General features: G+C 70.2%; 20 protein-coding genes, 1 tRNA gene and 1 pseudogene. 15 read left to right on the top strand and 7 right to left on the bottom strand.

Features of this window, described 5'->3' with window-relative positions:
• The first annotated feature begins 237 nt into the window (after nt 1-237).
• The 4 genes from BUB97_RS14435 (at nt 238) to BUB97_RS14420 (ending at nt 3,552) form a co-directional block, all read left to right on the top strand.
• Nucleotides 238-1,101 (top strand): arsenate reductase/protein-tyrosine-phosphatase family protein, encoded by an 864-nt coding sequence (locus BUB97_RS14435; RefSeq protein WP_073135911.1) that lies wholly within the window; start codon nt 238-240, stop codon nt 1,099-1,101.
• 1 nt (nt 1,102) lies between these two features.
• The gene (locus BUB97_RS14430; RefSeq protein ID WP_073135909.1) at nt 1,103-2,146 is read left to right on the top strand and encodes an ArsJ-associated glyceraldehyde-3-phosphate dehydrogenase; all 1,044 of its coding nucleotides are present in this window, start codon (nt 1,103-1,105) and stop codon (nt 2,144-2,146) included.
• Nucleotides 2,146-3,372, top strand: coding sequence for an organoarsenical effux MFS transporter ArsJ (arsJ, locus tag BUB97_RS14425; RefSeq protein ID WP_073135908.1), 1,227 nt, complete (start codon nt 2,146-2,148; stop codon nt 3,370-3,372). The genes BUB97_RS14430 and arsJ overlap by 1 nt, the downstream gene beginning before the upstream one ends.
• Nucleotides 3,373-3,475: 103 nt before the next feature.
• Nucleotides 3,476-3,552, top strand: a tRNA-Thr gene (locus BUB97_RS14420).
• 57 nt (nt 3,553-3,609) lie between these two features.
• Here BUB97_RS14420 and BUB97_RS14415 read toward each other — a convergent pair.
• Nucleotides 3,610-4,341: a hypothetical protein gene (locus BUB97_RS14415; RefSeq protein ID WP_139281351.1), complete on the bottom strand. Its 732-nt coding sequence runs from the start codon at nt 4,339-4,341 to the stop codon at nt 3,610-3,612.
• A gap of 558 nt (nt 4,342-4,899) precedes the next feature.
• On the opposite strand from BUB97_RS14415, the gene BUB97_RS14410 reads away from it, so the two are divergent.
• The 3 genes from BUB97_RS14410 to BUB97_RS14400 all read left to right on the top strand — a co-directional run bounded on the left by BUB97_RS14410 (nt 4,900) and on the right by BUB97_RS14400 (nt 10,081).
• The gene (locus tag BUB97_RS14410) at nt 4,900-5,163 is read left to right on the top strand and encodes a hypothetical protein (protein WP_139281350.1); all 264 of its coding nucleotides are present in this window, start codon (nt 4,900-4,902) and stop codon (nt 5,161-5,163) included.
• A gap of 164 nt (nt 5,164-5,327) precedes the next feature.
• Entirely contained in the window at nt 5,328-6,881 is a 1,554-nt protein-coding gene (locus BUB97_RS14405; protein WP_139281349.1) for a Y-family DNA polymerase, read from the top strand.
• Nucleotides 6,878-10,081, top strand: a complete 3,204-nt coding sequence (locus tag BUB97_RS14400; RefSeq protein ID WP_073135903.1) for an error-prone DNA polymerase — start codon at nt 6,878-6,880, stop codon at nt 10,079-10,081. The genes BUB97_RS14405 and BUB97_RS14400 overlap by 4 nt, the downstream gene beginning before the upstream one ends.
• A 291-nt stretch (nt 10,082-10,372) precedes the next feature.
• On the opposite strand, the gene BUB97_RS14395 is transcribed toward BUB97_RS14400, so the two are convergent.
• The 5 genes from BUB97_RS14395 to BUB97_RS14375 form a co-directional block, all read right to left on the bottom strand.
• The gene (locus BUB97_RS14395; RefSeq protein WP_073135901.1) at nt 10,373-12,055 is read right to left on the bottom strand and encodes a Na/Pi symporter; all 1,683 of its coding nucleotides are present in this window, start codon (nt 12,053-12,055) and stop codon (nt 10,373-10,375) included.
• A gap of 177 nt (nt 12,056-12,232) precedes the next feature.
• A complete protein-coding gene (locus BUB97_RS14390) occupies nt 12,233-12,607 on the bottom strand; it encodes a phage tail fiber protein (RefSeq protein WP_073135900.1) in 375 nt (124 codons plus the stop codon).
• Nucleotides 12,608-12,652: 45 nt separating this feature from the next.
• Entirely contained in the window at nt 12,653-13,891 is a 1,239-nt protein-coding gene (locus tag BUB97_RS14385; RefSeq protein WP_073135898.1) for a phage head spike fiber domain-containing protein, read from the bottom strand.
• Nucleotides 13,891-16,299, bottom strand: coding sequence for a glycosyl hydrolase family 28-related protein (locus BUB97_RS14380; RefSeq protein ID WP_073135897.1), 2,409 nt, complete (start codon nt 16,297-16,299; stop codon nt 13,891-13,893). The genes BUB97_RS14385 and BUB97_RS14380 overlap by 1 nt, the downstream gene beginning before the upstream one ends.
• A 58-nt stretch (nt 16,300-16,357) precedes the next feature.
• Complete coding sequence (locus BUB97_RS14375; protein WP_073135895.1) at nt 16,358-17,008, bottom strand: hypothetical protein; 651 nt, start codon at nt 17,006-17,008, stop codon at nt 16,358-16,360.
• 238 nt (nt 17,009-17,246) lie between these two features.
• Here BUB97_RS14375 and BUB97_RS14370 point away from each other — a divergent pair, with 238 nt between their 5' ends.
• The 8 genes and pseudogenes from BUB97_RS14370 (at nt 17,247) to BUB97_RS14330 (ending at nt 25,021) form a co-directional block, all read left to right on the top strand.
• Nucleotides 17,247-18,335 carry an extracellular solute-binding protein gene (locus tag BUB97_RS14370; protein ID WP_073135894.1) on the top strand — a complete coding sequence of 363 codons (1,089 nt, stop codon included), beginning with the start codon at nt 17,247-17,249 and terminating at the stop codon, nt 18,333-18,335.
• A gap of 20 nt (nt 18,336-18,355) precedes the next feature.
• Nucleotides 18,356-19,333: pseudogene (locus BUB97_RS25505) on the top strand (ABC transporter ATP-binding protein); the annotation flags it as partial.
• A 73-nt stretch (nt 19,334-19,406) separates the two neighbouring features.
• Nucleotides 19,407-20,243, top strand: a complete 837-nt coding sequence (locus tag BUB97_RS14355) for an ABC transporter permease (RefSeq protein WP_073135893.1) — start codon at nt 19,407-19,409, stop codon at nt 20,241-20,243.
• Complete coding sequence (locus tag BUB97_RS14350; RefSeq protein WP_073136007.1) at nt 20,243-21,028, top strand: ABC transporter permease subunit; 786 nt, start codon at nt 20,243-20,245, stop codon at nt 21,026-21,028. The genes BUB97_RS14355 and BUB97_RS14350 overlap by 1 nt, the downstream gene beginning before the upstream one ends.
• Before the next feature lie 78 nt (nt 21,029-21,106).
• Nucleotides 21,107-22,309 (top strand): pyridoxal phosphate-dependent aminotransferase, encoded by a 1,203-nt coding sequence (locus BUB97_RS14345; RefSeq protein ID WP_073135891.1) that lies wholly within the window; start codon nt 21,107-21,109, stop codon nt 22,307-22,309.
• Nucleotides 22,310-22,374: 65 nt separating this feature from the next.
• On the top strand, nt 22,375-22,782 hold the full coding sequence (locus BUB97_RS14340) for a GNAT family N-acetyltransferase (protein WP_175562637.1): 408 nt from the start codon (nt 22,375-22,377) through the stop codon (nt 22,780-22,782).
• Between the two features lie 41 nt (nt 22,783-22,823).
• Nucleotides 22,824-24,026 (top strand): pyridoxal phosphate-dependent aminotransferase, encoded by a 1,203-nt coding sequence (locus BUB97_RS14335; protein WP_073135887.1) that lies wholly within the window; start codon nt 22,824-22,826, stop codon nt 24,024-24,026.
• Nucleotides 24,023-25,021 (top strand): GNAT family N-acetyltransferase, encoded by a 999-nt coding sequence (locus tag BUB97_RS14330; protein ID WP_073135885.1) that lies wholly within the window; start codon nt 24,023-24,025, stop codon nt 25,019-25,021. Before BUB97_RS14335 ends, BUB97_RS14330 begins: the two co-directional genes overlap by 4 nt.
• On the opposite strand, the gene BUB97_RS14325 is transcribed toward BUB97_RS14330, so the two are convergent.
• Nucleotides 25,018-25,404 carry a VOC family protein gene (locus BUB97_RS14325; protein WP_073135884.1) on the bottom strand — a complete coding sequence of 129 codons (387 nt, stop codon included), beginning with the start codon at nt 25,402-25,404 and terminating at the stop codon, nt 25,018-25,020. The genes BUB97_RS14330 and BUB97_RS14325 overlap by 4 nt on opposite strands.
• Between the last annotated feature and the right edge of the window lie 171 nt (nt 25,405-25,575).

The raw sequence follows: 25,575 nt of genomic DNA, 5'->3' as shown, positions 1-25,575 counted from the left end.
GCGGAACAGAGCCGCACCGCCAGGCCCCATCCGGACCTCCGCGGCACAATCCTGACACAGCCTCCGCTGTCCGGGCCGGTCGTATGGGACTGGCCGTTCTCGCGGAGCGTGGCGTTCGAAAGGTTCAGGGTGGTGCCGGCGAAGCTCACCGCCGCCCAGGAGCGTGTTGCCGCGCATGGCGGCGGCTGACGCAAAACGGTAACTCGCCCGGTTCGATGTTTCCATTAAACTGGAAACATGGATGAACGCTCTGCAGCACAGGCCCTGTCGGCACTTTCCCAGGACACCCGCCTCTCGGTGTTGCGTCTGCTGCTGTCCGCCGGGCCGAACGGGCTGCCCGCGGGTGAAATCGCAGAGCGGATAGGGCTTCCTGCCTCAACGGCGTCCTTCCACCTCAGCGCACTCGAACGCGCGGGCCTGACGCAGGCCACTCGCCAGAGCCGGCAGGTCATCCACGCTGTCCGGATGGTGGCTCTTCGCGACCTTATCGCATTCCTCACCGAGACCTGCTGCTCCGGCCACCCGGAGCTGTGCGGCGACCTCGCGTGCTCGATGCCCGTCCATCCGAGGGAGAGCGGTCAGATGACCCCAGCCTACAATGTCCTGTTCATCTGCACGCGAAACTCCGCGCGCTCGCTCATGGCCGAGGCCATCCTGGACAAGCTGGGAGGTGATCGGTTCAGGGCCTACTCGGCCGGATCAGACCCCGCTCCGCATCCCATGCCCGAGGTCATCGAGAAGCTGCAGGCGCTTGGGCACGACGTTTCGGGCCTGCGCTGCAAGTCCTGGAATGAGTTCACGCATGACGACGCGCCCCGCATGGATTTCGTCATCACCCTCTGCGACTCCCTGAGCGGGCAGCGCTGCCCCGAGTTTGGGGACCAGGCGGTCACGGCGTCCTGGCCGCTCCCCGGTCCTGCCCAGTTCGCGGGCGGGACCACCGAGCGGGCGCTGCTGCTCAACGAACTCTATGCCGGTCTGCACCGCCGCATCGGCATCTTCACCAGCCTGCCCATCGCTTCGCTGGACCGCATGTCCCTCCGGCACCGGCTGGACGATCTCGGGGAAGCCCCCGTCTCCCTGCAGCTGGGGAGCCGCTGAGATGCGGGTTGGCATCAACGGCATGGGCCGCATCGGGCGTCTCGCGCTTCGCGCGGCCCTGGGCGGCGTGTTCCGGGAGAAGGATGATCCGCGCGCGGGCAACCGGCTCAATATTGTCCACCTGAACGAACTGAAGGGCGGTGCCGAGGCGACCGCGCACCTCCTTGAGTTCGACAGCATCCACGGCCGCTGGCGCGAGCGGATCCAGGCGGAGGACGGGCGGGCCATCACCATAGGCAGCCAGCGCATTGGTTTCTCCGCGGAGGCCGCTCCGGCGGATGTGCCCTGGGGTGATATCGGCTGCGACATCGTCCTGGAATGCACGGGCAAGTTCCTCAAGCGGGAGCAGCTCGAGAGCTACTTCGACCGTGGCGTGAAGCGGGTCATCGTCGCGGCGCCCGTGAAGGACGGCTCGGCCCTCAACGTGGTGGTCGGGGTCAACCACGACAGCTACGACCCGGCGCAGCACCGCCTGCTGACGGCCGCGTCCTGCACCACGAACTGCCTGGCGCCGGTGGTGAAGGTCGTTCACGAGGCCCTCGGAATCCGGCACGGCCAGATCACCACCATCCATGACCCGACGAACACCAATGTCGTGGTGGACGCCCCGCACAGGGATTTGCGGCGGGCCCGCTCGGCAATGCTCTCCCTCCAGCCCACCACGACGGGCAGCGCGACCGCCATCTCGCTCATCTACCCGGAGTTGAAGGGGCGCCTGAACGGCCACGCCGTCCGCGCGCCGGTCCTGAATGCTTCCTTGACGGACGCGGTCTTCGAACTCCAGCGCCCGACCACGGAGGCCGAGGTCAATGAGCTGTTCCGCTCGGCCGCTGCCGGGCCACTGGCGGGCATTCTCGGCTTTGAGGCACGGCCTCTGGTGTCGGCCGACTTCGCCAATGACACCCGAAGCGCGATCGTCGACGGGCCGAGCACCATGGTGACGGATGAGACGCTGCTGAAAGTCTATGCTTGGTACGACAACGAGATGGGCTATGCCTGCCGGATGGTCGACCTGGCCAATATCGTGCTCGAGCAGGGCGCCTGATGTCCGCTGCCCGCAACTACCTGGTCGTGACCGGCGCCTATTGGGGCTTTACGCTCACCGACGGCGCGTTGCGGATGCTGGTGCTGCTGCACTTCTACAGGCTCGGCTACACGCCCTTCATGCTCGCCTTCCTGTTCCTCCTCTACGAGGCGGCGGGCATCTTCGCGAACTTCGGCGGCGGCTGGCTCGCCACGCGCTTCGGCATTCCGCGCATGCTCTCCATCGGTCTCACCCTTCAGATCTGCGGCTTGCTGATGCTCTCCGCCCTCGATCCGGGCTGGGGCACCACGGCCTCGGTGGCCTGGGTCGTGGCGGCTCAGGGCATCTCCGGTGTGGCCAAGGACCTGACCAAGACAGCGTCCAAATCGGCCATCAAGGCCACCTCGCAGCAAGGCGCCGGGCAGCTCTTCCGCTGGGTGGCCTGGTTCACCGGTTCCAAGAATGCCATGAAGGGCTTCGGCTTCTTTCTCGGTGGCTTCCTGCTGCAGGTGGCAGGGTTCCAACCCGCGCTCTGGCTGCTGGCTGGCCTGCTGACCGTTGTCCTGGCAGGCGTCACGCTTGGCCTGCCGCGGTCGCTGGGCAAGGCCAAGGCATCGAAGAGCTTCAAGGAGCTCATGGCCAAGAGCCGGGGCGTGAACCTGCTGGCGGGTGCCCGCATTTTCATGTTCGGCTCGCGCGATGTCTGGTTCGTCGTTGGCCTTCCGGTCTTCCTCTACAGCCAGGGCTGGCACTTCGTGGGCGTGGCGACCTTCCTGGCCGCCTGGACCATCGGTTACGGCGGCGTGCAGGCACTGGCACCGTCAATGGTCCGCCGCAGCCAGGATGGGCTATCCCGAGAAGTTCCGGAGGCACGGCTCTGGGCCGCGGCGATGGCGACCATCCCCATGGCTCTCGGCCTCCTGCTGGCGGTCCCCGATATCGGGCGCCCTGATCTTGTCGTGGTCGTGGGGCTGGCGGTGTTCGGCTTCGCCTTTGCGGTGAACTCCTCCCTGCATTCCTACCTGATCCTGGCCTACGCAGGTTCCGAGAAGGCAGCCGAGGACGTCGGGTTCTATTACGCGGCCAATGCCGCAGGGCGGCTGCTTGGCATTCTACTGTCAGGCATCCTGGCCCAACATGGTGGGCTGGAGGCCTGTCTCCGGGGCTCCGCCACGATGCTGGTGACCTGCATGGCGCTGACCTTCCTGCTACCTCCCGAGGCTGAGGCGGAGCGGTCGGTAGCGTGATCGCATTTCATAGGGAGTGCTCCCCCCGCAATCCTCGCCACAAAGTGGGAAAACTCCGGAACGCAGTGGCAACATGCGCGGGATTTCTCTCGCTCGCCTTTAGATAGATCAACAAGTTGGATGGGGTTCACTCCCTTGGTAAGGGAGAGGTCGAGAGTTCAATCCTCTCTGGCAGCACCATTTCTCTTCAAAGTCCTTTGCCGCTCGGAACTGCTCCCTTCGTTGGGAAGGTGCGGCTTAGAGGGCCCGCTCGCCAACCATTCCGGTCGTCCCGGGCCGGCTTTCCTGCTCACGATTCCGGTCGAAATACGCCTCGAACACCTGAGCCCAAGCGGCGTCGTCGCCTTCCCAGTCGGACAGGTCGGGTTCGAGGAGATAGGGTTCCGCAGGCCAGTCAGCCGGATTGTCGGTGATACGGGAGCGGTAAGCGACGGTGATCAGCTCGTTGCGCCCATCCGGAAAGATGGCATCCAGCCTTGCGGCAATGCGGGCGATGCGCGCAGCGCTGAACGAGAAATCGCAAGCGGGTGCGCGGGCGCGCACGTCGTCCAGATTGTTCTGGGTGTTTGCCAGGACGAAGATCCGCCGGCTCCAGGCACCGAGGCGCGCGAACTTCTCGAAGGCGTGCCGGTACTTCTCCTGATTTTCGGCGAAAGCGGCCGGGATATCGACGCGACCGTCGACAAGGAAGTCATGCCAGAAATAAACGTGCCGGCTCTTCCAGAACACGGCCTTCTTGAAGACGGCCGGGTGGAACTCGACGTCGTCCGGGCCGGGCGCGGAAGGTCGGTTGAGCACCTGCTCGATGCCGTTCAGAGGCGAGATGAGCCAATCGAAGGGGAAGCGGGAACGCTTGAGGCTGTCGCCCGTCAACTCCGATAGACGTGGCTCGTACAGCTTGATCTGGCGCGCAACTTGGCAGCTGCAGCCAAGGCTGATGATTGCGGTCCGGCGGCCCAGAATTGACATATGTTAAGCTAGGTTTGGCTCGTCTGAGGTGTCAAATGTGACACTTTTTGGACGATAATGGAGTGGCCTGCCTACCGCCTACAGAGGCGGAAGATCATGGTCCCGGCCAGGCTGCGGCCGGCGGGTTGGGCCGGCATGAAGAATGGCCAGAAGTTCCGTCAGCAACTCATCCGCCCGGTGCAAGCCGAAGGCGCGGACGTAATCGGCCAAGTCGCCGATGGCGCTGACCGTAGCGCTCGACGTCTCCCCCCCCGGTGGGGCAGGCGGGCGGGATGGCAGGAAAGAACCCTTCTTGTTCATGCTCGCATCCACGGCTCAGCCATATGCAGCGTAACGCGGGCGGCACGGCAACCCGGGTCCGCGGGACGATGAAGTGAAACGTGCCGTTGGATGGAAGGAAAATGCAAGGCAGGGTCACCCGATGACGCAGGATGGGCGTTGCCGTTCATGGCTTTGCCACCACAACCTCACCATGTTGTGGAGAAGCCCCGGCTCGGTCCCGCTACGTTGCTGCGGCCCAATGGGCTACATGCCACCCACCGTCGAGGAGAGTGCGCTTTGGAACCCATGCAAGCCATGCAATCCGCGGAAGCCGAGGATGCGCTGGAGCATGCCGTCACAGAAGCACTGGACCGGATCCTGTCCCGTATGCCGGCGGAGTTGAGGGTGGATGCCCTCCGCTCCCTGCGGGCGGAGCTGGAGCGTTGCCTGGCCGAGGCCCCGATCAGCGGTGCCCCCATGGACGCCATCCGCATGCGTGCCCGGTTCTCGGCGGTCGTTGCGGCTTTCGGCCCCAAGGAGGCCCGGGCGGTCGATCGCTGAGGCCGGGCAGCCCGCTGGCTGGAGAACAGCTCAGGACTTCGCCATAAGGCCAAGGCAAGGCTTGCCAGCACGGGCGCTGACGAGAACATTTAGTGAACAATGTTCCCCGATTCGGCGTCCTTTCTATACATCCCGGACCGGCTCTCCCTTCCGGAAGGGCGGGCATGAGGCGCCGCGCCTGCCAGCCGCCTCGGATCCGACTGGGTCCTCCCACCCTCCAGCCCGTCTTGAGCCCGGAGGCGGGTGAGGCGCCGGGGGCGGGGCCACGCATCCTCGCCCTGCACCTGCCCTGCCTGGCCACCGACATCCTGCGCGTCCCCGGGCCCGTCCTCACCTGGCACATGCATGGCAACCGGCGCCTCGTGGCCGCGGTGGACGGGGCCGCCATGGAGCTGGGCCTGCGCCCCGGCCAGACCCTGGGCGACGCGCAGGCGCTGGCGCCGGGGGTGCCGGCCTATCCCGATGCGCCGGAGAAGGCGGCGGCGCGGCTTTCGGAACTGGCCCACTGGGCCCTGCGGATCGCGCCTCTCGTGGCCCCCGACCCGCCGGACGGGTTGCTCGTGAACATCGCCGGGGCCGCGGAGCTCCATGGCGGCGAGGAGGTGGTGAGGCGGCGCGCCCTGGCGGGGCTGGCGCGGCTGGGCCATGCGGCCTTCGCCGCCGTGGCGGGTAGCGCGGCGGCCGCCATGGCCCTGGCCCGATGCGGGCATCCCGCCGTGGTTCCGCCGGGGCGGGAGGCGGAGGCCATCGCCCGCCTGCCGCTCCACGCCCTTCGGCTGGAGGGAGAGGTCACGGCCGGGCTGCGGCGCCTCGGCCTGCATGGCATCGGCGATGTGCTGGCCCAGCCCCGCGCGCCGCTCGCCCGCCGCTTCGGGGCGGGGCTGATCCTGGCGCTGGACCGCGCGACCGGCGCGGTTTCCGAGCCCTTCCGCAGCATCCGCCCGGCTCCGGACTGGCATGTGGCGCTGGATGTCGAGGAGCCGCTGATCACCCGCACCGCCATCGAGATCGCGGCGGAGCGGCTGCTCGCGCAGCTTTGCAAGCGGCTGGCGGAGGAGGGGAGGGGGCTGCGGCGCCTCCTGCTGCGCGCGCATCGCGCGGATGGCGGGATGCAGGAACTGGCGGTTGGCCTGGGCCTGGCCAGCCGCGATCCGCGCCACCTGGCCCGCCTTCTCTCCCCGAGGCTGGAGGAACTGGCCCCCGGCTTCGGCTTCGACCGCATCGCGCTCATGGCCGAGCGCACCGAGCCTCTTTCCCCCGGCCAATCCGGCCTGGCCGGGGAGGAGGAGGGGGTCGCCCTGGCCGCGCTGCTGGATCGTGTGGCCCAGCGCCTGCCCGCCTGGCGCCTGCGCCCGCGTGAAAGCCATTGGCCCGAACGCGCGGTGGAACGCGCCGATCCCCTCTCGCCCGTTCCGCATCCAGCGGGCTGGGCCGTGCGCGCGCGCCCCCTGCGCCTGCTGCGCCGGCCGGAGCGGCTGGAGGCGATGGCCGTCCTGCCGGACGACCCGCCCTTCCGCATCCGCTGGCGCGGCGCCTGGGTGCAGGTGCGCGCGGCGGAGGGGCCGGAGCGACTGGAGCCGGAATGGTGGCGCGACCGGCCGGACCGCCCGATGCGCGACTATTACCGGCTGGAGATGCCGGATGGCCGTCGCCTCTGGGTCTGCCGCGCCGGCGGGCCGGGCGAGGGCGGCTGGTTCCTGCACGGCATCCTGCCATGAGCGGCTTCGCCGAGCTGGGGGCAATGTCGAACTTCACCTTCCTGGAAGGGGCGTCGCATCCCTGGGAGCTGGTGCGCGCGGCGCGGCGCCTGGGCCATGCGGCGATCGGCATCGCCGACCGCAACTCCTTCGCCGGGCTGGTGCGCGGCATGGCGGCGGCCGAGGATCCGGAGATCGGGGCGGGCCTCCGCTTCGTCCATGGCTGCCGCGTGGCGCTGGAGGATGGGCAGGAGGTCCTCGTCTGGCCCACGGATCGCGCGGCCTATGCGCATCTCTCCCGCATGCTCTCCGCGGCACGCATGGGCGAGAAGGACGAGTGCCGCCTCTCCCGCGATGCGCTGATCGCCGCGGCGGAAGGGCAGGTGATGGCGGTCGTGCCGCCCGATGCGCCCGGCGAGGATTTCGCCCGCCGGCTGCGCCGTGACGCGGAGGCGATGCGCCGTGCCCTGGCCCTGCCGCTCTTCGTCGCCGCGCATCACCGTTTCGCCGGGGATGACCGGCGCCGGCTGAGGCTTCTCTCGGCCATGGCGGGCGCCGCGCGGGCCTCGCTGCTGGCCGCGGGCGGGGTGCGGATGCACGCGGCCTCGCGGCGCCGGCTGGCGGATGTGGTGGCGGCGATTCGCCTGGGGGTGACGGTGGATGCGCTGGGCTTCCAGGCCAGCATCAATGCCGAGGCGCATCTGAAGCCGGAGGCGGAGATGCGGCGCCTCTTCGCCGGGCATGAGGAGGCGGTGGACGCCACGCTGCGCGTGGTGGAGGCCTGCCGCTTCAGCCTGCGCGACCTGTCCTACGAATATCCCGAGGAAATCCTCGAGCCCGGGCTGACCGCGCAGCAGACGCTGGAGCGGCGCGTTGCGGAAGCGGTGCGGGGGAGATGGCCCGAGGGCACGCCGCCCGGGGTGGCGGCGCAGATCGCGGAGGAAATGGCGCTGATCGCGCGGCGCGACTACGCCGCCTATTTCCTCACGGTGCACGAGATCGTGCGCTTCGCGCGCTCGAGGGAAATCCTCTGTCAGGGGCGCGGATCGGCGGCGAATTCGGCGGTGTGCTACGTGCTGGGCATCACCTCCGTCGATCCCTCGAAGCATCGCCTGCTCTTCGCGCGCTTCCTGAGCGATGCGCGCGGCGAGCCGCCCGATATCGACATCGACTTCGAGCATGACCGGCGCGAGGAGGTGATCCAGCACATCTACGAACGCTACGGCCGCGACCGCGCGGCGCTGACGGCGACGCTGATCCGCTACCGCACCCGCAGCGCCGTGCGGGAGGTAGGCAAGGCCATGGGACTGTCCGAGGACATCACCGCCCGCCTCGCCAAATCCTCCTGGCATGACGGGATGGAGGGGCTGCGCGACGTGGCGCGCAGCGAGGGGCTGGACCCCGAGGCCGATCCTCGCCTCGGCATGGCCATGGACCTAGCGGAGGAGCTGCACGGCTTCCCGCGCCACCTCGCCACCCATGTCGGCGGCTTCGTCATCACGCGCGGGAAGCTGACGGAACTGGCCGTGGTGCGGAAGGCGGCGATGGAGAACCGCCATACCGTCGAATGGGACAAGGACGATATCGGCGAGCTGCAGATGCTGAAGGTGGATGTGCTGGGGCTGGGGATGCTCTCCTGCCTCAGGCGCGCCTTCGATCTGCTGGAGCAGACCACGGGCAAGCGTCCCACGCTCGCGACGGTGCCGCAGGACGACCAGGCGACCTACGCTATGCTGGCGCGCAGCGATTCCCTTGGCGTCTTCCAGGTGGAGAGCCGCGCGCAGATGAACATGCTGCCGCGCATGCGGCCCACGAAGTACTACGACCTGGTGATCCAGGTGGCGATCGTGCGGCCCGGCCCGATCCAGGGCGACATGGTGAATCCCTACCTGAAGCGCCGGCAAGACCCGCGCCTTGTCGAGTACGCCAAGCCGGAGCTGAAAGACGTGCTGGAGAAGACCCTCGGCGTTCCGCTCTTCCAAGAACAGGCGATGGAGATGGCCATCGTCGCGGCGGGCTTCACGCCGTCCCGCGCGGATGAACTGCGCCGCTCCATGGCCTCCTTCAAGCATGACGGGAAGCTTCATCTCTTCGAGAAGGAGTTCGTCGGCGGCATGATCGCGCGTGGCTACGAGCCGGATTTCGCCGAGCGCTGCTTCTCTCAGATCAGAGGCTTCGGCGGCTATGGCTTTCCCGAAAGCCACGCCGCCTCCTTCGCGCAACTCGTCTATGTCTCCGCCTGGATCAAGCGCCACCATCCCGCGGTCTTCGCTGCGGCGCTGCTGAACAGCCAGCCCATGGGCTTCTACGCGCCGGCGCAGATCGTGCGCGATGCGCGCGAGCATGGCGTGACGGTGCGCCCCGCCGACGTGACCGCCAGCGACTGGAGCAGCACGTTGGAGCCGGAGGGAGAGGGATGGGCACTGCGCCTCGGCCTGCGCCTCGTCTCGGGCCTGCCGGAGGAGGAAGGGAGGCTGATCCTCGGCCTGCGCCCGGCCGGGGTTTCACCGGGCGCGCTGGCGAAGGCGGGGGTGAGCCGGCGCTCGCTGGAGGCCCTGGCGCGGGCGGATGCGTTCCGCGGCCTCGGCCTGGACCGCCGCCGGGCGCTGTGGGAGGCGGCGGCGGTGGAACGCGCCGCGCCGCCACCCCTCCCGCTCTTTGCCGCGGCCGAAGCAGCGCCACGCCTGCCCGCCGAAACCAAGGGCGAGGAGACGGTGCTGGATTACGGCGCCACAGGCCTGACCCTGCGCGCCCATCCGCTCGCCCTGTTGCGGCAGGAGCTGATCCGGCTCGGCGCGCAGGACAGCCGCGCCCTCTCCGCGGCCCGCCAGGGGCAGCGCCTGCGCGTGGCGGGGCTGGTGCTGGTGCGCCAGCGCCCCGGCAGCGCCAAGGGGGTGGTCTTCTTCACCCTGGAGGACGAGTTCGGCACGATGAACCTCGTGCTGCACGCGGGTACCATCACCGAGAACCGCGCGCCCGTGGTGGCCGCGCGGCTGCTGGTGGCGGAGGGAAAGGTGGAGCGCTTCGACGAAGGAGCCGTTCCCATCGTCCACCTCGTCGGGCGACGGCTGGAAGACCGTTCCGCGCTGCTGGACGGCCTGCACCTGCTGGGCGGGGCCCAGTTCCCGCTCGCCCGGGCCGATGAGGTGACGCGGGGCGTCGACCACCGGCCCGACCCCCGGGGCGGCGGCGCCTTTCCCTCGAGCCGGGATTGGCATTAGGCGCTTTTGCTTGGGGGCTGCCGGTTTGTCCCGGGGAGAGGAAGAAGGAATTCTTCCTCTCCCCGGACCCCTCACCATCATCTTCTTTTAGACGTTTAGAATCACCCGGCTGACGGAGCGCCTCGGGTCATCGACCCGAGGCGACTGCAAGGGCAGGACGAAGCACCCTCAACCAGAGACTCCACCCATCCGGGGCATCCAGGGCAGTCAAATGGGGTTCCAAGGGCCTCAGGCTCTTGGCGGGTGGAGGGCGGAGCCCTCCCGAGCAGCTCGAACCTCCGCGGAAGGCGATCAGGGCAGGGCGGCCTGGGGGGAATTCGCATCCGCCGCCCCGGCGTGGGCGACTCCCGCCGCAGTCGTGCCGCGCGCCGCGTTCAGCGCGCCCCAGGTGGAGGGCAGCAGCAGCGCGCCGCGCCGCACCAACCAGACCGCGCGCTCGAAGAGCGAGGTGACGCGGAAGAGTAGGCCGAGCGCGTCCTGGGGCAGGTCCAGCCCGGCGCGCGCCACCCGGCGGCGCAGCGCGTCCATCATGGCCGAGCGGTCGGCTGCCAGTTCCGAAAGCGTCTCCACATCCATCGGGTCGGCCGAGCGCGCGGCATCGTGCAGCTCCGCCAGGAGGAGGTGCAGTGCCTCCAGCAACGGCGTGGCGAGGGCGTGGATCGGGTCCCCGGCCCCGCGTGCCGCCACCGCCTCCAGCGCGGCGGCGAGGTCGGCGGTTGTCTCCCGGAGATTGGCGAGCAGCGCGTTCAGGCTTTCCAGCGCCACGGCCCGCTCCAGCTCCTCCCGCGGGCAGCCGCGGCCCAGAACCTCCTGCAGGAAGCCCGCAATCGCCCGCTCCACCTCCGCGCTGGCGCTGGCCAGGGTGGCTCGCGGCGTGCCCTGCGGCGGCGCGTCCTCGCGCAGCCCGTCCAGGAGCTGGGGCAGCCGCGCGAGCAGCCGCGCCTGTTCCCGCCCGACGAGGTCGAGCGCCGTCGGCACATCCTCCAGCGCCTGGTCGTAAAGGTATTTGGGGCGGGAGAGGGCTTCCTCCGGCCGGGCGGGCGAAAGCCGGTCCAGCAGCCCGGGAAGCCAGGAATAGAAGGGGAGGAGGATAAGCGCCGGCACGAGCTGGAGCGCCACGAAGAGCAGGCCCAGCCCATGCGGCAGGTCCATTCCTTCCCAGGGGTCGGGCAGGGAGGGAACGAGGCGCCAGAGAAGGAAGGGGAGCCCAAGGAGCACGGCGCCGAGCGCCTTGAACAGGGCCTGGAAGATCGCCAGCCGCCGCGCCGCGCCATGCAGCCCGCCCGCGAGCAGGAGCACCGAAAGCCCCGAGCCCAGCGAGGCGCCGCAGACCGCGAGTCCGGCCTGCCCGCCATCGAGCAGTTCCACCTCGGCCAGCGCGATGGCGAGGATGGTCACGGTGGAGGAGGATTGCGCGACGAGCGTCACGCCGACCCCCAGCAGGAAGGCCGGCAGCAGCGCGTGGTCGGCCAGTTCCATCGCGAAGCGGACGGTCTCCGAATCGCGCAGTGGCCCGGCACCGGATTTCAGCACGGCGAGGCCGAGGAAGAGCAGGCCGAGCTGGAAGGCGGCCCCCAGCGCGCCTTTCCAGCGCGCTCCCCCATCGGGCCCGAGAGCGAGGCCGCAGCCGGCCAGGCCGAGAAGCCACAGCGCGGCCACCCGAAGGTCCAGCGCCGCGGCCAGCACCAGCACGACCGTGCCCATGTTGCACCAGGCCACCACGGGCAGGGCCCGGGCCAGGGGCAGGATCCCGGCCTGCACCATCGAGGCCGCGACGAAGGTGACGGCGTTGGAGGACTGGGTGAGCGCCCCGAGGGTGACGCCGGTCAGCGCCGCGCCGGCGCCTCCGCGCGTGGCATGGGCCACCGCGACCCGGAGCCGCCGTCCCGCCATCTGCTGCAACTGCGTGCCCAGGCCACGCACCGCGACCAGGAAGAGGCCGAGTCCGCCGAGGAAAGAGGCGATGAGGTCCAAGTTCCGGTCTCTCACCCGGCGGCCGGCACGAAGGACCGGGGGGCGTTGATGTCGCGCGGCGCCATGATGATCGATGTCGCCGCGCGCCGCAGCCCATCGGCCGCGAATGTCATGGAACTGTCAACGGGATAGGGGGGCGGGGAGGGCGTCCCCGTCCCCCCCCGCTTCAGGCGGGGTTCAGGCCGGGTTCACCACCAGGCTGCCCGCCGCCACCGTCACCGTGCCCGCCCCGGTCATCGCGACCGGGGCATCGAGCGGCGAGACAAGAAGCGGGTTGCCGCCGGAGGCCGCGTCATAGAGGGCGACATGGCTCATCGTGCCGGACGCGGCCGAGAAGACGAACCGGATCGCCTCGGCGTTCCGCTGGGCGCCGGAGCCGGTGAAGGTCACGCGCTGGCGGGCATAACCCTGGCCCACGGGCTCCCCCGTCAGCCCGGCTGCCGCGCTGCCACCCGTGCCCAGTGCGGCATAGACGGTGGTGGGCAGCCCGGGTGCGCGGGCGCAGATGGCGCGGGCGAGCATGTTGCGCGCGTAGTCGGTCAGGTCGGACATGGGGGTCTCCCGTCTGGCTGGACAATCCGGGCCGGAAGGCCGGGATCAGAGGTTGGTGAGCGTCTGCAGGGTGGCGTCCGGCAGGCGGGTGGCATGAAGGTCGAGCCACCAGATCTCGCCGAAGAGCGCGCTCGCGAGGTCCAGGCGCCCCTGGCCGAGCAGCAGGCGAGTGACGGCCGGGTTGGCCCCGCTGATCGTCTGCACCGCCCCGCCATTCACGCAGGCGGCGATCCCGCTCGAATCCCAGGCCATGGCGGCCCGGAAGACGCTGCCGGCCGCGATGGTGCCAACCGTGGTGCCCACCGTCTCCGCCCCGCTCGCCACCCGCATGGGCAGGATCGCCAACCCTCCGGCGTTGTTGCGCAGGCCGAAGCAGTTGTTGAGCGTGCCGTCATCGAGCGCGAACAGCGTCTGGTGGGCGGCGGAAGAAGCCGCCTGGGGCAGCATGAAGCTGCCCACCAGCGCCCCGCGCTGCTGGTGCGCCGCCGGAAGCCCGAAGACCCCGAGATCCGCCGCGCGGGTGGCCGCGCCTTGCGCGCCGGTTGCGGGCAGGATCGGGCTCGACATGAAGGCCCCTGCCTCGCATTGCGGGAAGCGCAGGCGAAGCGTGATGTCCACGGGGGTCGAACCCACCACGAAGCGCAGCGCCGGCACGATGCTGCTCGTTCCCGCGCCCGCAGCGGAGGCGAAGGAATACCGGACCGGTGCGGCCCCGATGGCGGCCCGGATATCGGGCCCCTGCTGATCCGTGCTGCCGGGATAGCCAGCCTGGAGACGAATCTGCCCGGCCGGATAGGAGCCCGACAGGGCACGGATCTCGCAGGAGACCGTCCTCACCTCGCCCGCGGCCGCGGCGATGCCGCCGGCCGCGTCGAAGTTGAAGAACCAGGAACCCGCCCCGGCGATGCTCCCGACCACGCGCAGGTCGACATAGCCCGCGCCGTCCTCCGTCCCCAGGCCGACGACCCGCAGGCCTCCGCCGGGGGTCATCGACATGTTGGCCGGTGGCGTGCCCGGGTTGCCCGCCGTATTGTCTCCGGCCACGGCGCCGAGGAAATGAGGGTTGCGCACGCCGTTCGTGCGCTGGCCCTCCACCATCAGCCGGCGGGCCGCGCCGTTGAAGCGCGGCACGTCCGGGGCGTGACTCTGCCAGTTGCCACCCGCCGTCGTCGCCTGGCCGGTGGAGCCGCGGGAGAAGCCGACCGAGGACGCGAGGGCGCCCACCACGACCAGCCGTATCGGCCCGCTGCCGAGAGCATGCAGGACAGGCGTGCTTCCAATCATCAGGGCGCTCCTCCGCCCGTCAGCTGGCAAAGCTTGGTCGTACCCCCGTCCGGCGAGAAGACCAGCAGGCTGGCAACGCCGCCAGCCCGGATCCTTGTGAAGCCATCAGGGTTCACGATGCCCGCCGAGAAGCCGCTGAGCGAGACGGGCAGGTCCGCTCCCGTGCGGTTGACCACCATGCAGGCGAAGCCATTGCCCGCCGCCGCCCAGTCCAGCGACAGGGTGGTGCCCGGATTGGCCACCACCATCCGGGCATTGTGGGCGCCGAAGCTCAGCGCCGTGGCCGAAGACGTGACCGCCATGGGCATGGCGCGCTGGACATAGCTGTTGTCCACGTAATTGCGCGTCGCCGCCTGCATGGCGCCGGAGGGATCCGCCGGCAGGGTGAGCGGCCCGGTCAGGGTCACGGCGCCGCTGGAGGCGATGCGCAGCCGTTCGGCAACGGCGCCGCCGGAGCGCGTCTCGACGATCACCGCGCCGGACTCCGACCCAGCGGTGACCGTCTCGGCCACCGTCGCGATGCGGCCATAGGTCACCTCGGAGCCGCCGCTGTTGTAGCCCGTGCCCTCCAGCGAGAAGAGGCGGTCATTGGCCGCCGGGGTGGCGGAAAGGCGGCGCAGGCGCAGGGTCAGAGCCTGGGTCATGCCGGTGTTGCCGAAGCCGAAGACCGGGTTCGGGTTCGTCGAGGGATCGCCGGCCAGGTACACGTCGGTCCCGACCACGCTGACCGAGGCGGCCGCCGTGTCGCTGTTGCCGTGCAGCCGCAGCATCGCCCCGGCGCTCGCGCTGCGGCGGTGCAGCGCCACCACGCCGTCGCTGCGGGCCGAGAGGCGGGTCTCGATCGCGCCGCTGGAGGAGATGGCGGCCAGCTCCGCCTGGCCGCCGATGCTGCGGGCGATGCCGGGTGCGTTGATCATCCGGCTGCCGGAGATCTGCATCTTCTGCATTGCCGCCGGGCTCTGCCCGGTGAAGCTCGTGCCCTTCAGGTCGCAACCCACGATCTGCAGGCTGTCGGCATTGTCGTAGACATAGACCGTGCCATAGATGTCGCAGCCCATCAGCACGAGCCCGCCATCCAGCAGCTCCACCGAGCGGCCGGAGCCGGAGGGCAGCATGACGCCGGCGATGGTGTTCTGGTCGGCGGCCTGCACGTCCACCACCAGCGCGCGACCCTTGCTGGACCAGAAGCCGCCATACCACTTGTTGCGGTTGGCCAGCCCGTTCATCTGCACGCCGATGGTGCCGGGGTCGATCACGATGCCGTCCACCCCGCAGTTCACGATCTGGGCGGAATGGGTCAGGTCGTCGAGATGCCAGCCGATGTCGTGGCCGAACTCGAAGCAGTTGACGAAGTTCGGCATATCGGCGTCGAAGATGTGGAAGGCCTTGCCGCGCCGGTGGTTCAGCGCCGGATTGACCGAGCCGCCGCTGGTATAGGTGCCGGAGAAGGTGCTGCCCGCCAGGTCCAGCGTGGTGCTGCTGGGCGTCGCCGCGATCGTGAAGCGGCTGTTCGCGCCCGGCACGCCGCCGACGCCGCTGACCACCACCACATCGCCCGCCCGCAGCTCATGCGCCACGCTGGTGGTGAGCCGCACGAGGCCAGAGCCGTTATTGGCGCAGCCGTTGACGGAGTAGGTGGTGTTGGTGAAGTTGCGGCCCGTGGTGGCCAGCGGATGCCAGTTGATGCGTTCGTTATGGGCGATGTCGTAGGACTTGCCGAGATAGAGGCCGTTCGTGCAGTCGCCGATCACGTCGCGGATGCGCGTGCGGCTCGCGCCGTTGCTGTAGATGCCCCAGTTGAAGCCGATGATGAGAAGCGCGCGCACGGAGGCATCGGTGGCGTTGGTGCTGCTGCTGCCCGTCGTGCCGTCACCGATCGAGACGGCGGTGCCCGCGAAGGCATACACCGCGTCCAGCCCCTCGCGCAGCGTCGTGGGCGCGGTGAAGCCCTTCCGCAGGATGGCCACCTGCTCCAGCGCCGCGTTGCGGCGCAGCCGGATGGTGCGCGCCGGGTTCAGCAGCAGGCAGTATGGCAGCGCGCTGTAGTCGTTGTTCACGCGCCACCCGCCCGGATCGCTGCCGCCCTGCAAGGTGACATTGGCGGGGATGACGAGATCGGCGCTGTCGATCAGGTAGCGGCGCGGCCCGACGAGCACCACGCCGCCACCGGCGGCGGCGGCCGCGTTGAGCGCGGCCTGGAAGGCGGCGGTGTCATCGGTCGTTCCGTTGCCGGTCGCGCCATAGTCGCGGACATGCAGCGGCCGGTCCGCCATCAGCGTGCTGCGGAGCTGGCCGAAGGTGGCGCGCCGGGTCTCGGCCGCCGCGCCGATGCCCTGCACGAAGGGGGCGCAATCGGTGTCGGAGAAGGTGCTGGCGGGGGGAAGATCGCTGATCTTGGCATCGGCCATGGGGGAGCGGCTCCGGTAGGGGCGAGAGGGGGGCGGGGAGGGACGGAGAAGGGGGCGGCTACATCACGAGCCGGTTGCCGGATTCGGAGAGCAGGCTGAGCCCGCTCTCCATCAGCAGCGCGAAGGCGGAGAGCACCACGAAGGAGGGCGAGAGCTGCATGACCAGCGGGTCCGCCGCATCTTCCACCTTCAGCCGGTAGCCCGTGCCGGGTGACGGGGAGGGGAAGGTCGCGCTCGCCATGCCGGCGGTGACGGCCGCGCTGGTCGGCCCCAGCACCACGGCGCCGGTGGCGTCGAGGACGCTGAACTTCAGCATCGTGCTCGCGCCGGAGGCCGTGGCCTGCACGGTGAAGGTCTCGCCCTCGTTCACGCCGCTGGGCATCGCGGCCAGGCTGACGCAACGCGCCACCGCCGTCACGGAGAGATCGGCACCGAGATCGAGCGAGCCCGCGGCCGTCAGGCGCAGCGGGGAGGAGCTGGCGTCCACGACCAACCCGTTGCCCACCTCGGCATTGCCGCGCACCGGCAGGATGGCGGACGCATCCGCCGCCTGCAGCACGATCATGTGGCCGGGAAGGAGCCGGTTGGCGGCGGCGCCGAAATATCCGGACGAGAGCACCGCCGCCCGCGTGTCCGTCGTCTTGTAGAGCCAGAGGGTGAAGCTGTCCGCCGCGACGAGCGGGATCAGGTTGCTGGCGACGTAGGGCATGCGGGAATGGCTCCTGCGGGGCGGACGCGAAAAGCCCCGCGCCGGCAGGGCCGGGCGGGGCGTTCGGAACGGATGGGGAACTTTGCGGGCGCAGATGTCCCGTTGGCAGGAGGGGAGATACAGGACGTCCTACCTCATGTCAAGAAATACTTCCTAGGTTCCGCCAGAAAAGAAACCCAGCTTGCGCCCGGCCCGCTTCGCCATAACCTTGCGCCCCCCAGCCCCTCCGGGAGACAGCATGCCGACCCTCCGCCCGTTGCTGCGCGCCTTGCTGCTGCTCCCCCTGCTCGCAGGCGCCACCGTCGCCCAGGAGCCGGTCCTGAACGTCTACAACTGGACCGACTACATCGACCCCAAGGCGATCGAGGGCTTCCAGCGCGAGACGGGTATCCGCATCCGCTACGACGTGTTCGACAGCCTGGAGACGCTGGAGGGAAAGCTCTCGGCCGGGCGCTCGGGCTATGACGTGATCGTCCCGACCAACGAGCCGAGCTTCGCCCGCCTCGTCCGCGCCGGCGCCCTTCGCCCGCTGGACCGCGCGCGCATCCCCAACTGGGGCAACCAGGATTCCGCCCTCCTGGCCCAGGTCGCCAGCAGCGACCCTGGCAACCGCCACGGCGCTATCTATCTCTGGGGCACCATCGGCCTCGGCCTCCGGGCCGACCGTATCGCCGCCCTCGCGCCCGACGCGCCGCTGGACAGCCTCGACCTCATCCTGAAGCCCGAGAACGCGCGGCGCATCGCCCGCTGCGGCATCGCCATCATGGACAGCGGCATCGACGTCATTCCCTCCGTCCTGCGCTGGCTGGGCAAGGACCCGAACAGCGCGGATGCGGCGGATCTGCGCGCGGCGGAGACGGCGCTGCTGGCCATCCGCCCGCATGTGCGCGCCATCATCTCCTCCGCCGCCATCACCGATGCGCTGGCCCAGGGGGAGTACTGCGCCGTCCTCACCTATTCCGGCGACGTGGTGCAGGCCCAGGCCCGCGCGCCGGAGGGCGGCATCACCTACGCCCAGCCGCGCCAGGGCGCGCAGCTCTGGTTCGACATGCTGGCCATCCCCGCCGATGCCCCGAACCCCGAGGCCGCGCAGCGCTTCATCGACTACATGCTGCGGCCCGAGGTGATGGCGGGCGTAACCAATCAGGTGCGCTACCCCAACGCCGTTCCGGCCTCTCGCCCGCATCTGCGGCCCGAAGTGGCGGCGGACCCGAACATCTACCCTCCGGCCGAGGCCATCGCGCGCAGCTTCACCGTCGCCGCCCCAGGCCCCGCGGCCGAACGCGCCCGCGGCCGCTCCTGGTCCCGCTTCAAGGCCGGCCGTTGACGCGCGATGTCGCAGGGGCGGTGGCCCCGGCACGCCTCTCCCTGCGCGGCGTCACCCGCCGCTTCGGCAGCGTGGCGGCGCTCGACAGCGTCTCGCTCGACGTGGCCGCCGGCGAGTTCCTCGCCCTGCTCGGCGGCTCGGGCTCCGGCAAGTCCACGCTGCTGCGCGTGGTCGCCGGCTTCGAGGCACCCGATTCCGGCACGGTGACGCTGGACGGCTCGGACCTGCTGGGCGTTCCGCCCCACCGCCGCCCGGTGAACATGATGTTCCAGTCCTACGCGCTGTTCCCGCACATGACCGTCTCGGCCAACATCGCCTATGGGCTGAAGCGCGAGGGCCGGCCGCGCGCCGAGATCGCGGCCCGCGTGGAGCAGGCCGTCGCCATGCTGCGGCTCGAAGGGATGGAATCCCGCCGCCCCCATGCCCTCTCCGGCGGCCAGCGCCAGCGCGTGGCCCTGGCCCGCGCCCTGGTGAAGCGCCCCCGCCTCCTGCTGCTGGACGAACCCCTCGGCGCGCTCGATGCGAACCTGCGGGAGCGCACGGGCTTCGAGCTGCGGGCCATCCAGCGCGAGAGCGGTGCCGCCTTCGTCATGGTCACGCATGACCAGGCCGAGGCCCTCGCCCTGGCCGACCGCATCGCCGTGATGGATCGCGGCCGCCTCATCCAGGTGGCCCCGCCGCGTGAGATCTATGACCGCCCCGCCACGCGCTTCGTCGCGGAGTTCCTGGGCGCGGCCAATGTGCTCACCGGCACGCGCACCGGGGATGGCGCGCTCGAAAGCCCGGATGCCGGTTGCACCCTGCGCGCCGCGGCCGCCCTGCCGCCGGGCGTCATCGCCGTCGCCCTCCGGCCCGAGCGCATCCGCATCGGCCCCGCGCTCGGCGACAACACCGCGGCCGGCACGGTGGAGGAAGCCGCCTTCCGCGGGGAGAGCAGCCTCATCCTCGTCCGGCTTGCCGGCGGCGCCCTCCTCCGCGTCTCCCATGCCGAGGAGGACGGTGCCCCGCCGCCGCGCGGCAGCGCCGTGCGCGTGAGCTGGGACGCGGACTCGGTCGTGCCGTTGCGCAGGGATGAGGATCGCGCTCCGCCTCCTCCCCGGCCTCTGGCTCGCGCTGCTCGTCGCGGCGCCGCTGGTCCTGGTCGGCATCATGGCCCTGTCCTGGCAGGCCGAAGGCGTGCCCCCCTACGCGCCGCCCTGGGCGGGGGAGGGGATCAACCCCGAGAACCTGCGCCTCCTGACCGAGGACCCGCATTACCGGGACGCCCTGGCCCAGTCCCTGGTGACGGCCGGCGGCACGGCGCTTCTCTGCCTGCTGCTCGCCGCCCCCATGGGCATCGCCATCGCCCGCGCGGGCCGCTGGCGGGAGGCCCTGCTGGGCGCCGTCCTGCTGCCTTTCTGGACCGGCTTCCTCATCCGCATCGGCGCCTGGATCGGCCTGCTGCGCGACGAGGGCTGGATCAACACCCTCCTCCGCGGCCTGGGCCTGACCGACCATCCCCTCCCACTCCTCTACTCCGACGGCGCCATGCTCCTTGGCATGGTCCACGCCTATCTTCCCTTCGCGGTCCTGCCGGTCTTCGCGGCCGCCACCCGGCTGGACCCCGTGCTGGAGCAGGCCGCCGCCGATCTCGGCGCCACGCCGGGCCGGGCCTTCCTCACCGTCACCCTGCCACAGCTCCTGCCCTCCCTCGCGGCGGCCTTCCTCCTCGTCTTCATCCCGGCGGCCGGAGAATATGTCATCCCCGAGCTGCTCGGCCCGCCCGATGCCACGCTGGTCGGCCGCGTGCTCTTCCAGGAGTTCTTCCAGAACCGCGACTGGCCCGTGGCCGCGGCCCTGGCCGTGGCGCTGCTGGCCCTGCTGATCCTGCCCATCATCCTCTTCCAGCGCCTGGGGCAGGATCCGTGATGCCCCGCTGGGTCCGCGCCGCCCTCTGGGCCGGCCTCGCCTTCCTCTGGCTGCCCGTGGCGCTGCTCGTCGCCTATGCCTTCTCCGGCGATTCCGTGCCCTTCCGCTGGGGGGGATTCTCCCTGCGCTGGTTCCTGGCCCTGGCCGCCAACGACCGGCTGCTGGAAGCCGCCTGGCTCTCGCTCCGCGTCGCCGCCGGCGCGGCCAGCCTTGCCGTGCTGCTCGGCGGCGCCACGGGCTGGGTGCTGGCCCGGCATGGGCCCTTCGCCGGCCGCGCCGTGCTCGGCGCCCTGGCCGGCGCCCCCCTCGTCCTGCCGGAGGTGGTGACCGGCCTCTCCCTCCTCCTGTTCTTCGTCGCCCTCGAATCCGCCTTCGGCTGGCCCGCCGGGCGCGGCGCGCTGACGGTGCTGCTGGCCCATGCCACCCTCGGCAGCGCCTATGTGGCCGTGGTCGTCCAGTCCCGCCTGGCGTCCCGCGACCGGGATCTGGAGGAGGCCGCCCTCGATCTCGGGGCCACCCCGGCCACGGCCTTCCTCACCATCACCCTGCCCCTGATGGCGCCCTCCCTGGTCGCCGGCTGGCTCCTCGCCTTTACCCTGTCGCTGGACGACGTGGTCCTGGCTTCCTTCACCTCCGGCCCGGCGGGCACCACCCTGCCGGTGGCGCTCTTCTCCATGCTGCGCCTGGGCATGACGCCGGAGGTGAACGCCCTGGCCACCCTCATGCTCGGCGCCGCGGCCCTCACGCTGGCTGCGGTGGGCCTCTTGTTGCGCCGGCGGGCCTGAAATGCGCATTCCGGCGGTTCCGCCGCGCGCCGAGCGGGGCTAGGGTCCCGCCGCCTTTAACCACGAAGTCCTGGAACGATGTCCCTCACCGCCGAGCGCCTGAACAAGATCTCTCCCTCCCAGACCATCGCCATCTCCACCAAGGCGCGTGAGATGAAGGCGGCGGGGCGGGACATCATCAGCCTCTCCGCCGGCGAGCCGGACTTTCCCACCCCGCGCAACATCAAGGACGCCGCGATCAAGGCGATCCAGGAGGGGCAGACCCTCTACACCGACGTCGCCGGCACGCCCGCGCTGCGCAAGGCCGCCGCCGCCAAGTTCGCGCGCGACAACCACCTGGACTACAAGCCGGAGGAGATCATCGTCTCCACCGGCGGCAAGCAGGTGATCTTCAACGCGATGGTCGCCACCCTGGACAAGGGTGACGAGGTCATCATCCCCGCCCCCTGCTGGGTTTCCTACCCCGACATCGTCTCCCTGGCCGACGGCACGCCGGTGACCATCCCGGCCGGCCCGAACCAGGGCTTCAAGATCACGGCCGAACAGCTCGAGGCCGCCATCACGCCCAAGACCAAGTGGCTGATGCTCAACAACCCGTGCAACCCCACGGGCGCCGCCTATACGGCGGAGGAGCTGAAGGCGCTGACCGACGTGCTGCTGCGCCACCCGCATGTCTGGATCTTCACCGACGACATCTATGAGAAGCTCGTCTATGACGGCTTCAAGTTCGCCACCATCGTCGAGGTGGAGCCGAAGCTGCGCGACCGCACGGTCACGATGAACGGCTGCTCCAAGGCGTATGCCATGACCGGCTGGCGCATCGGCTTCGCCGGCGCCCCCGTGGCGCTGACCAAGGCGATGGACAAGCTGCAGAGCCAGTCCACCTCCAACACCTCCTCCATCTCCCAGGCCGCCGCCGTCGAGGCGCTGAACGGTCCGCAGGACGACGTGGAGAGCATGCGCCAGGCCTTCGAGCGCCGGCGCGACCTCGTTGTCTCCATGCTGAACCAGGCGCCGGGCATCCACTGCAACACGCCGGAAGGCGCCTTCTACGTCTTCCCCTCCGTCACGGGCTGCCTCGGCAAGACCACCAAGGGTGGCAAGCTGCTGAACACGGACGAGGATTTCGTCCTCGCCCTACTGGAGGAAGAGGGCGTGGCCACCGTGCACGGCTCCGCCTTTCTCTTCCCGGGCTACATGCGCATCTCCTACGCGGCGTCCGATGAGTCGCTGAAGGAGGCCTGCACGCGTATCCAGCGCTTCTGCCAGGGCCTGCACTGACCTTCGCCTTCCGTCCCGCGGCGGAAGGGGATTTCGAGACCCTGCTCGACCTCTCGATGCGCGTCATGCGCGCGCATCTGGAGCGGCTGGGGCGCTTCGACCCCGCGCGGCGCCGTGCCCGGATGCGGGCGGGGTTCGATCCGGCCGCCTTCCGCCTGATCGAGACAGAGGGCCGCATGGCCGGCTGCGTGGCCGTGCTGGACCGTCCGGGCCACCGGGAGATCCACTCCTTCTATCTCGAACCCCGGGCCCAGGGACGCGGCCTTGGCCGCATGGTGCTCGACGCCATCCTGGCCGAGCGCCCGCAGCTTCCCACCCGGATCGAGGTGCTGAGGCAGAGCCCCGCCACCCGCTTCTATGAACGCGCGGGCTTCCGCCTGACCGGCGAGTCCGAGTTCGACCTGCATTTCGAGCATGCGGGAACGAGCGTTGCGCAAGGCGCCGGGGTTGGCGAGGTGGCGCCAGGGGCCTAGTTTCCGCCCTCCTTTCTTTCCTCACCACTGGAATCCGCCGAATGCCCGCCCTGGCCCAGAGGCTGCAGGAGATCGTCATCTCCGGCTCCACCCGCATGTCCATCCGCGCGCGGGAACTGCGGGAGGCCGGCCACAAGGTCATCAGCCTGACCGTCGGCGAGCCCGATTTCGCTACCCCGCCCCATGCGATCGAGGCCGCCCACCAGGCTGCCCTCGCCGGCAAGACCAAGTATCCCCCCAATGACGGCTGGCCCGAGCTGAAGGCCGCCGTGCAGCGCAAGTTCCGGCGCGAGAACGGGCTCGACTACGCGCTGGACGAGATCATCGTCGCCAATGGCGGCAAGCAGATCATCCTCGACGGCATCCTGGCCACCGTGGATCCGGGCGACGAGATCGTCATTCCCACGCCCTTCTGGTCGGCCTATGCCGATATCGGCAAGCTAGCCGGCGGCGTGCCCGTGCTCGTGCCCTGCCCGCAGAACAACGGCTTCAAGCTGCGCCCCGAGGACCTGGACGCGGCCATCACCCCCCGGACGAAGTGGGTGACGCTGAACTTCCCCAACAACCCCTCCGGCGCCGCGCTCACGCGCGACGAGGTGGCGGCGCTCGCCGCGGTGCTGATGCGCCACCCCCATGTCTGGGTGCTCTCGGACGAGATGTACGAGCATATCAGCTATGTGGACACGGGCTTCCACAGCATCGCGGCGGTGGAGCCCGGGCTGCGCGACCGCACCCTCACCGTCTCGGGCGCCTCCAAGACCTATGCGATGACGGGCTGGCGCGTCGGCTTCGGCGGCGGCCCCCGCGCCCTGGTCAAGGCGATGACCAACATGCAGAGCCAGACGACCAATGGCATCGCCACTGTCGCCCAGGCCGCCACCATCGCCGCCCTTGATGGCCCGCAGGAGCTGGTGGAGGAGCGCCGGCGCATCTACCGCGAACGCCGGGACATCGTGGTGGAGATGCTGAACCAGGCCCCCGGCCTGCAGTGCCACAAGCCCGAGGGCGCCTTCTACGTCTATCCCAGCGTCGCCGGCTGCCTCGGCAAGACGACCGCGGGCGGCCGCCGGCTGGAAACGGACGAAGACGTGGCCATGGCGCTGCTGGAGGAGAACCACGTCGCCACCGTCTCCGGCGCCGCCTATTCCATGAGCCCCTATATCCGCCTGTCCTACGCGACGGATACCGAGACCCTGCGCGAGGCCTGCGCCCGCATCCAGGACTTCTGCCGGGGTCTGAAATGAGCATCGCCATCCGCCCCGGCCGCGACGCCGATGCGGAAGGCTTCATCCGGCTGATCGGCGACGCCTGGGCCGAGTATCCCAATTGCGTTCTCGACGTGGATGCGGAGGTGCCGGAGCTGCGCGCCCTGGCCACGCATTTCGAGAAGGTCGGCGGCGCCCTCTGGGCGGCCGAGCAGGGCGGCGAGATCGTCGGCATGGTCGCCACGCGCCCGCTGCGCGACGATGACGAGGCCTGGGAAATCGGCCGCATGTACGTCGCGAAGGCTGCCCGTGGCACCGGCCTGGCCCATGCCCTGCTCGACGGAGCCGAGCGCCATGCGGTGGAGCATGGCGCCCAGCGCATGATCCTCTGGACCGACACGCGGTTCGAGGCCGCTCACCGCTTCTACGAGAAGCGCGGCTATGTGCGCGCCGGCTCCATCCGCATCCTCGACGACATCTCGAAGTCACTCGAATTCCGCTACGCCAAGCCCGCCACGGGCGTGGTGGTGGAGGCGCTGGACGCCGCGGCGGCCGCCAGCGCCGAGCGGCGCCTCGCCGAGATCATGGTCGCGTGCGTGAATGTCGGCGCCTCGGTCTCCTACCTGCCGCCACTCTCGCCCGAGGTGGCGCGCGCCTACTGGCGCGGCGTTTCCGCCGACGTGGCGACCGGGAGAATGGTGCTGCTGGCCGCTTGGTGCGACGGCCAGCTCGCCGGCACGGTCCATCTCGCCCTCGCCGCCCAGCCCAATGCCGCCCACCGGGCGGAGGTCTCGAAACTGCTGGTGGACCCAGCCTTCCGCCGCCGCGGCATCGGCCGCGCCCTCATGCTCCGCGCCGAACAGGCCGCCCGCGGCATCGGCCGCAGCCTCCTCGTGCTCGACACGCGGGCGGGGGACGATGGCGAGCGCCTCTACCGCCGGCTCGGCTGGAACGAGGCCGGCACGATCCCCGGCTACGCGATGGAAGCCGGGGGCAAGCTGGCGGATACCGTCTTCTTCTGGAAGCGGCCCTAGGCCGCGCTACGCTCCAGCAACTCCACCCGCACATTCTCCGGGCCTTCGATGAAGGCGATGCGCGTGGTGGGATTGGGGTTGTTCGGCTCCATCACGATCCGAACGTCCTTGCCGCGCAGCTCCTCGACCAGGGCGTCGATGCCCTTCACCGCCAGGGCCAGGTGCTCGATGCCGAGGAAGGGCGCGGGCGGCACGGAAGGGGTGCCCGCCGGCACGCGGTCGATGAACAGGTTCAGCCCGCCGAGATCGAGGATGACGCGAAGGCTGTTCGGGCCCTCCACCCGGCGGACCCGCTTCGCCTCCAGATGATCCTCGAACCACTGCCCCGTCACATCCGGATCGGGGCTACGGAGATGGACATGGTCGAAGGCAAAACGGGTCACGGATGCTTCCTCTGCGTCGCGGCCATCCCCGGCCGAGGGGCCGGGGATGGGATTCGCGCGCGCAGCCTAGCGCAGGACGTTCACCCCGCCACCTGCCCCGACATAGGGGCCCCGGGCCCCGTCACGCTGCTCGCAGGCCGCGAGGCCGAGCAGCGCGAGCACCACCAGCGC

This window comes from Muricoccus roseus (genome assembly GCF_900141905.1).
Classification (GTDB): domain Bacteria; phylum Pseudomonadota; class Alphaproteobacteria; order Acetobacterales; family Acetobacteraceae; genus Roseomonas; species Roseomonas rosea.
This window is presented reverse-complemented; position numbering and strand designations above follow the sequence as displayed.

Excerpts from the sequence above, each read along its gene's own strand:
- BUB97_RS14400 (WP_073135903.1), top strand. The coding sequence starts at position 6,878 with ATGAGCGGCTTCGCCGAGCTGGGGGCAATGTCGAACTTCACCTTCCTG.
- BUB97_RS14345 (WP_073135891.1), top strand. The coding sequence starts at position 21,107 with ATGTCCCTCACCGCCGAGCGCCTGAACAAGATCTCTCCCTCCCAGACC.
- BUB97_RS14435 (WP_073135911.1), top strand. The coding sequence starts at position 238 with ATGGATGAACGCTCTGCAGCACAGGCCCTGTCGGCACTTTCCCAGGAC.
- BUB97_RS14390 (WP_073135900.1), bottom strand. The coding sequence starts at position 12,607 with ATGTCCGACCTGACCGACTACGCGCGCAACATGCTCGCCCGCGCCATC.
- BUB97_RS14335 (WP_073135887.1), top strand. The coding sequence starts at position 22,824 with ATGCCCGCCCTGGCCCAGAGGCTGCAGGAGATCGTCATCTCCGGCTCC.
- BUB97_RS14375 (WP_073135895.1), bottom strand. The coding sequence starts at position 17,008 with ATGCCCTACGTCGCCAGCAACCTGATCCCGCTCGTCGCGGCGGACAGC.
- BUB97_RS14350 (WP_073136007.1), top strand. The coding sequence starts at position 20,243 with ATGCCCCGCTGGGTCCGCGCCGCCCTCTGGGCCGGCCTCGCCTTCCTC.
- BUB97_RS14355 (WP_073135893.1), top strand. The coding sequence starts at position 19,407 with ATGAGGATCGCGCTCCGCCTCCTCCCCGGCCTCTGGCTCGCGCTGCTC.
- BUB97_RS14415 (WP_139281351.1), bottom strand. The coding sequence starts at position 4,341 with ATGTCAATTCTGGGCCGCCGGACCGCAATCATCAGCCTTGGCTGCAGC.
- arsJ (WP_073135908.1), top strand. The coding sequence starts at position 2,146 with ATGTCCGCTGCCCGCAACTACCTGGTCGTGACCGGCGCCTATTGGGGC.
- BUB97_RS14340 (WP_175562637.1), top strand. The coding sequence starts at position 22,375 with ATGCGCGCGCATCTGGAGCGGCTGGGGCGCTTCGACCCCGCGCGGCGC.
- BUB97_RS14405 (WP_139281349.1), top strand. The coding sequence starts at position 5,328 with ATGAGGCGCCGCGCCTGCCAGCCGCCTCGGATCCGACTGGGTCCTCCC.
- BUB97_RS14385 (WP_073135898.1), bottom strand. The coding sequence starts at position 13,891 with ATGATTGGAAGCACGCCTGTCCTGCATGCTCTCGGCAGCGGGCCGATA.
- BUB97_RS14380 (WP_073135897.1), bottom strand. The coding sequence starts at position 16,299 with ATGGCCGATGCCAAGATCAGCGATCTTCCCCCCGCCAGCACCTTCTCC.
- BUB97_RS14430 (WP_073135909.1), top strand. The coding sequence starts at position 1,103 with ATGCGGGTTGGCATCAACGGCATGGGCCGCATCGGGCGTCTCGCGCTT.
- BUB97_RS14330 (WP_073135885.1), top strand. The coding sequence starts at position 24,023 with ATGAGCATCGCCATCCGCCCCGGCCGCGACGCCGATGCGGAAGGCTTC.
- BUB97_RS14370 (WP_073135894.1), top strand. The coding sequence starts at position 17,247 with ATGCCGACCCTCCGCCCGTTGCTGCGCGCCTTGCTGCTGCTCCCCCTG.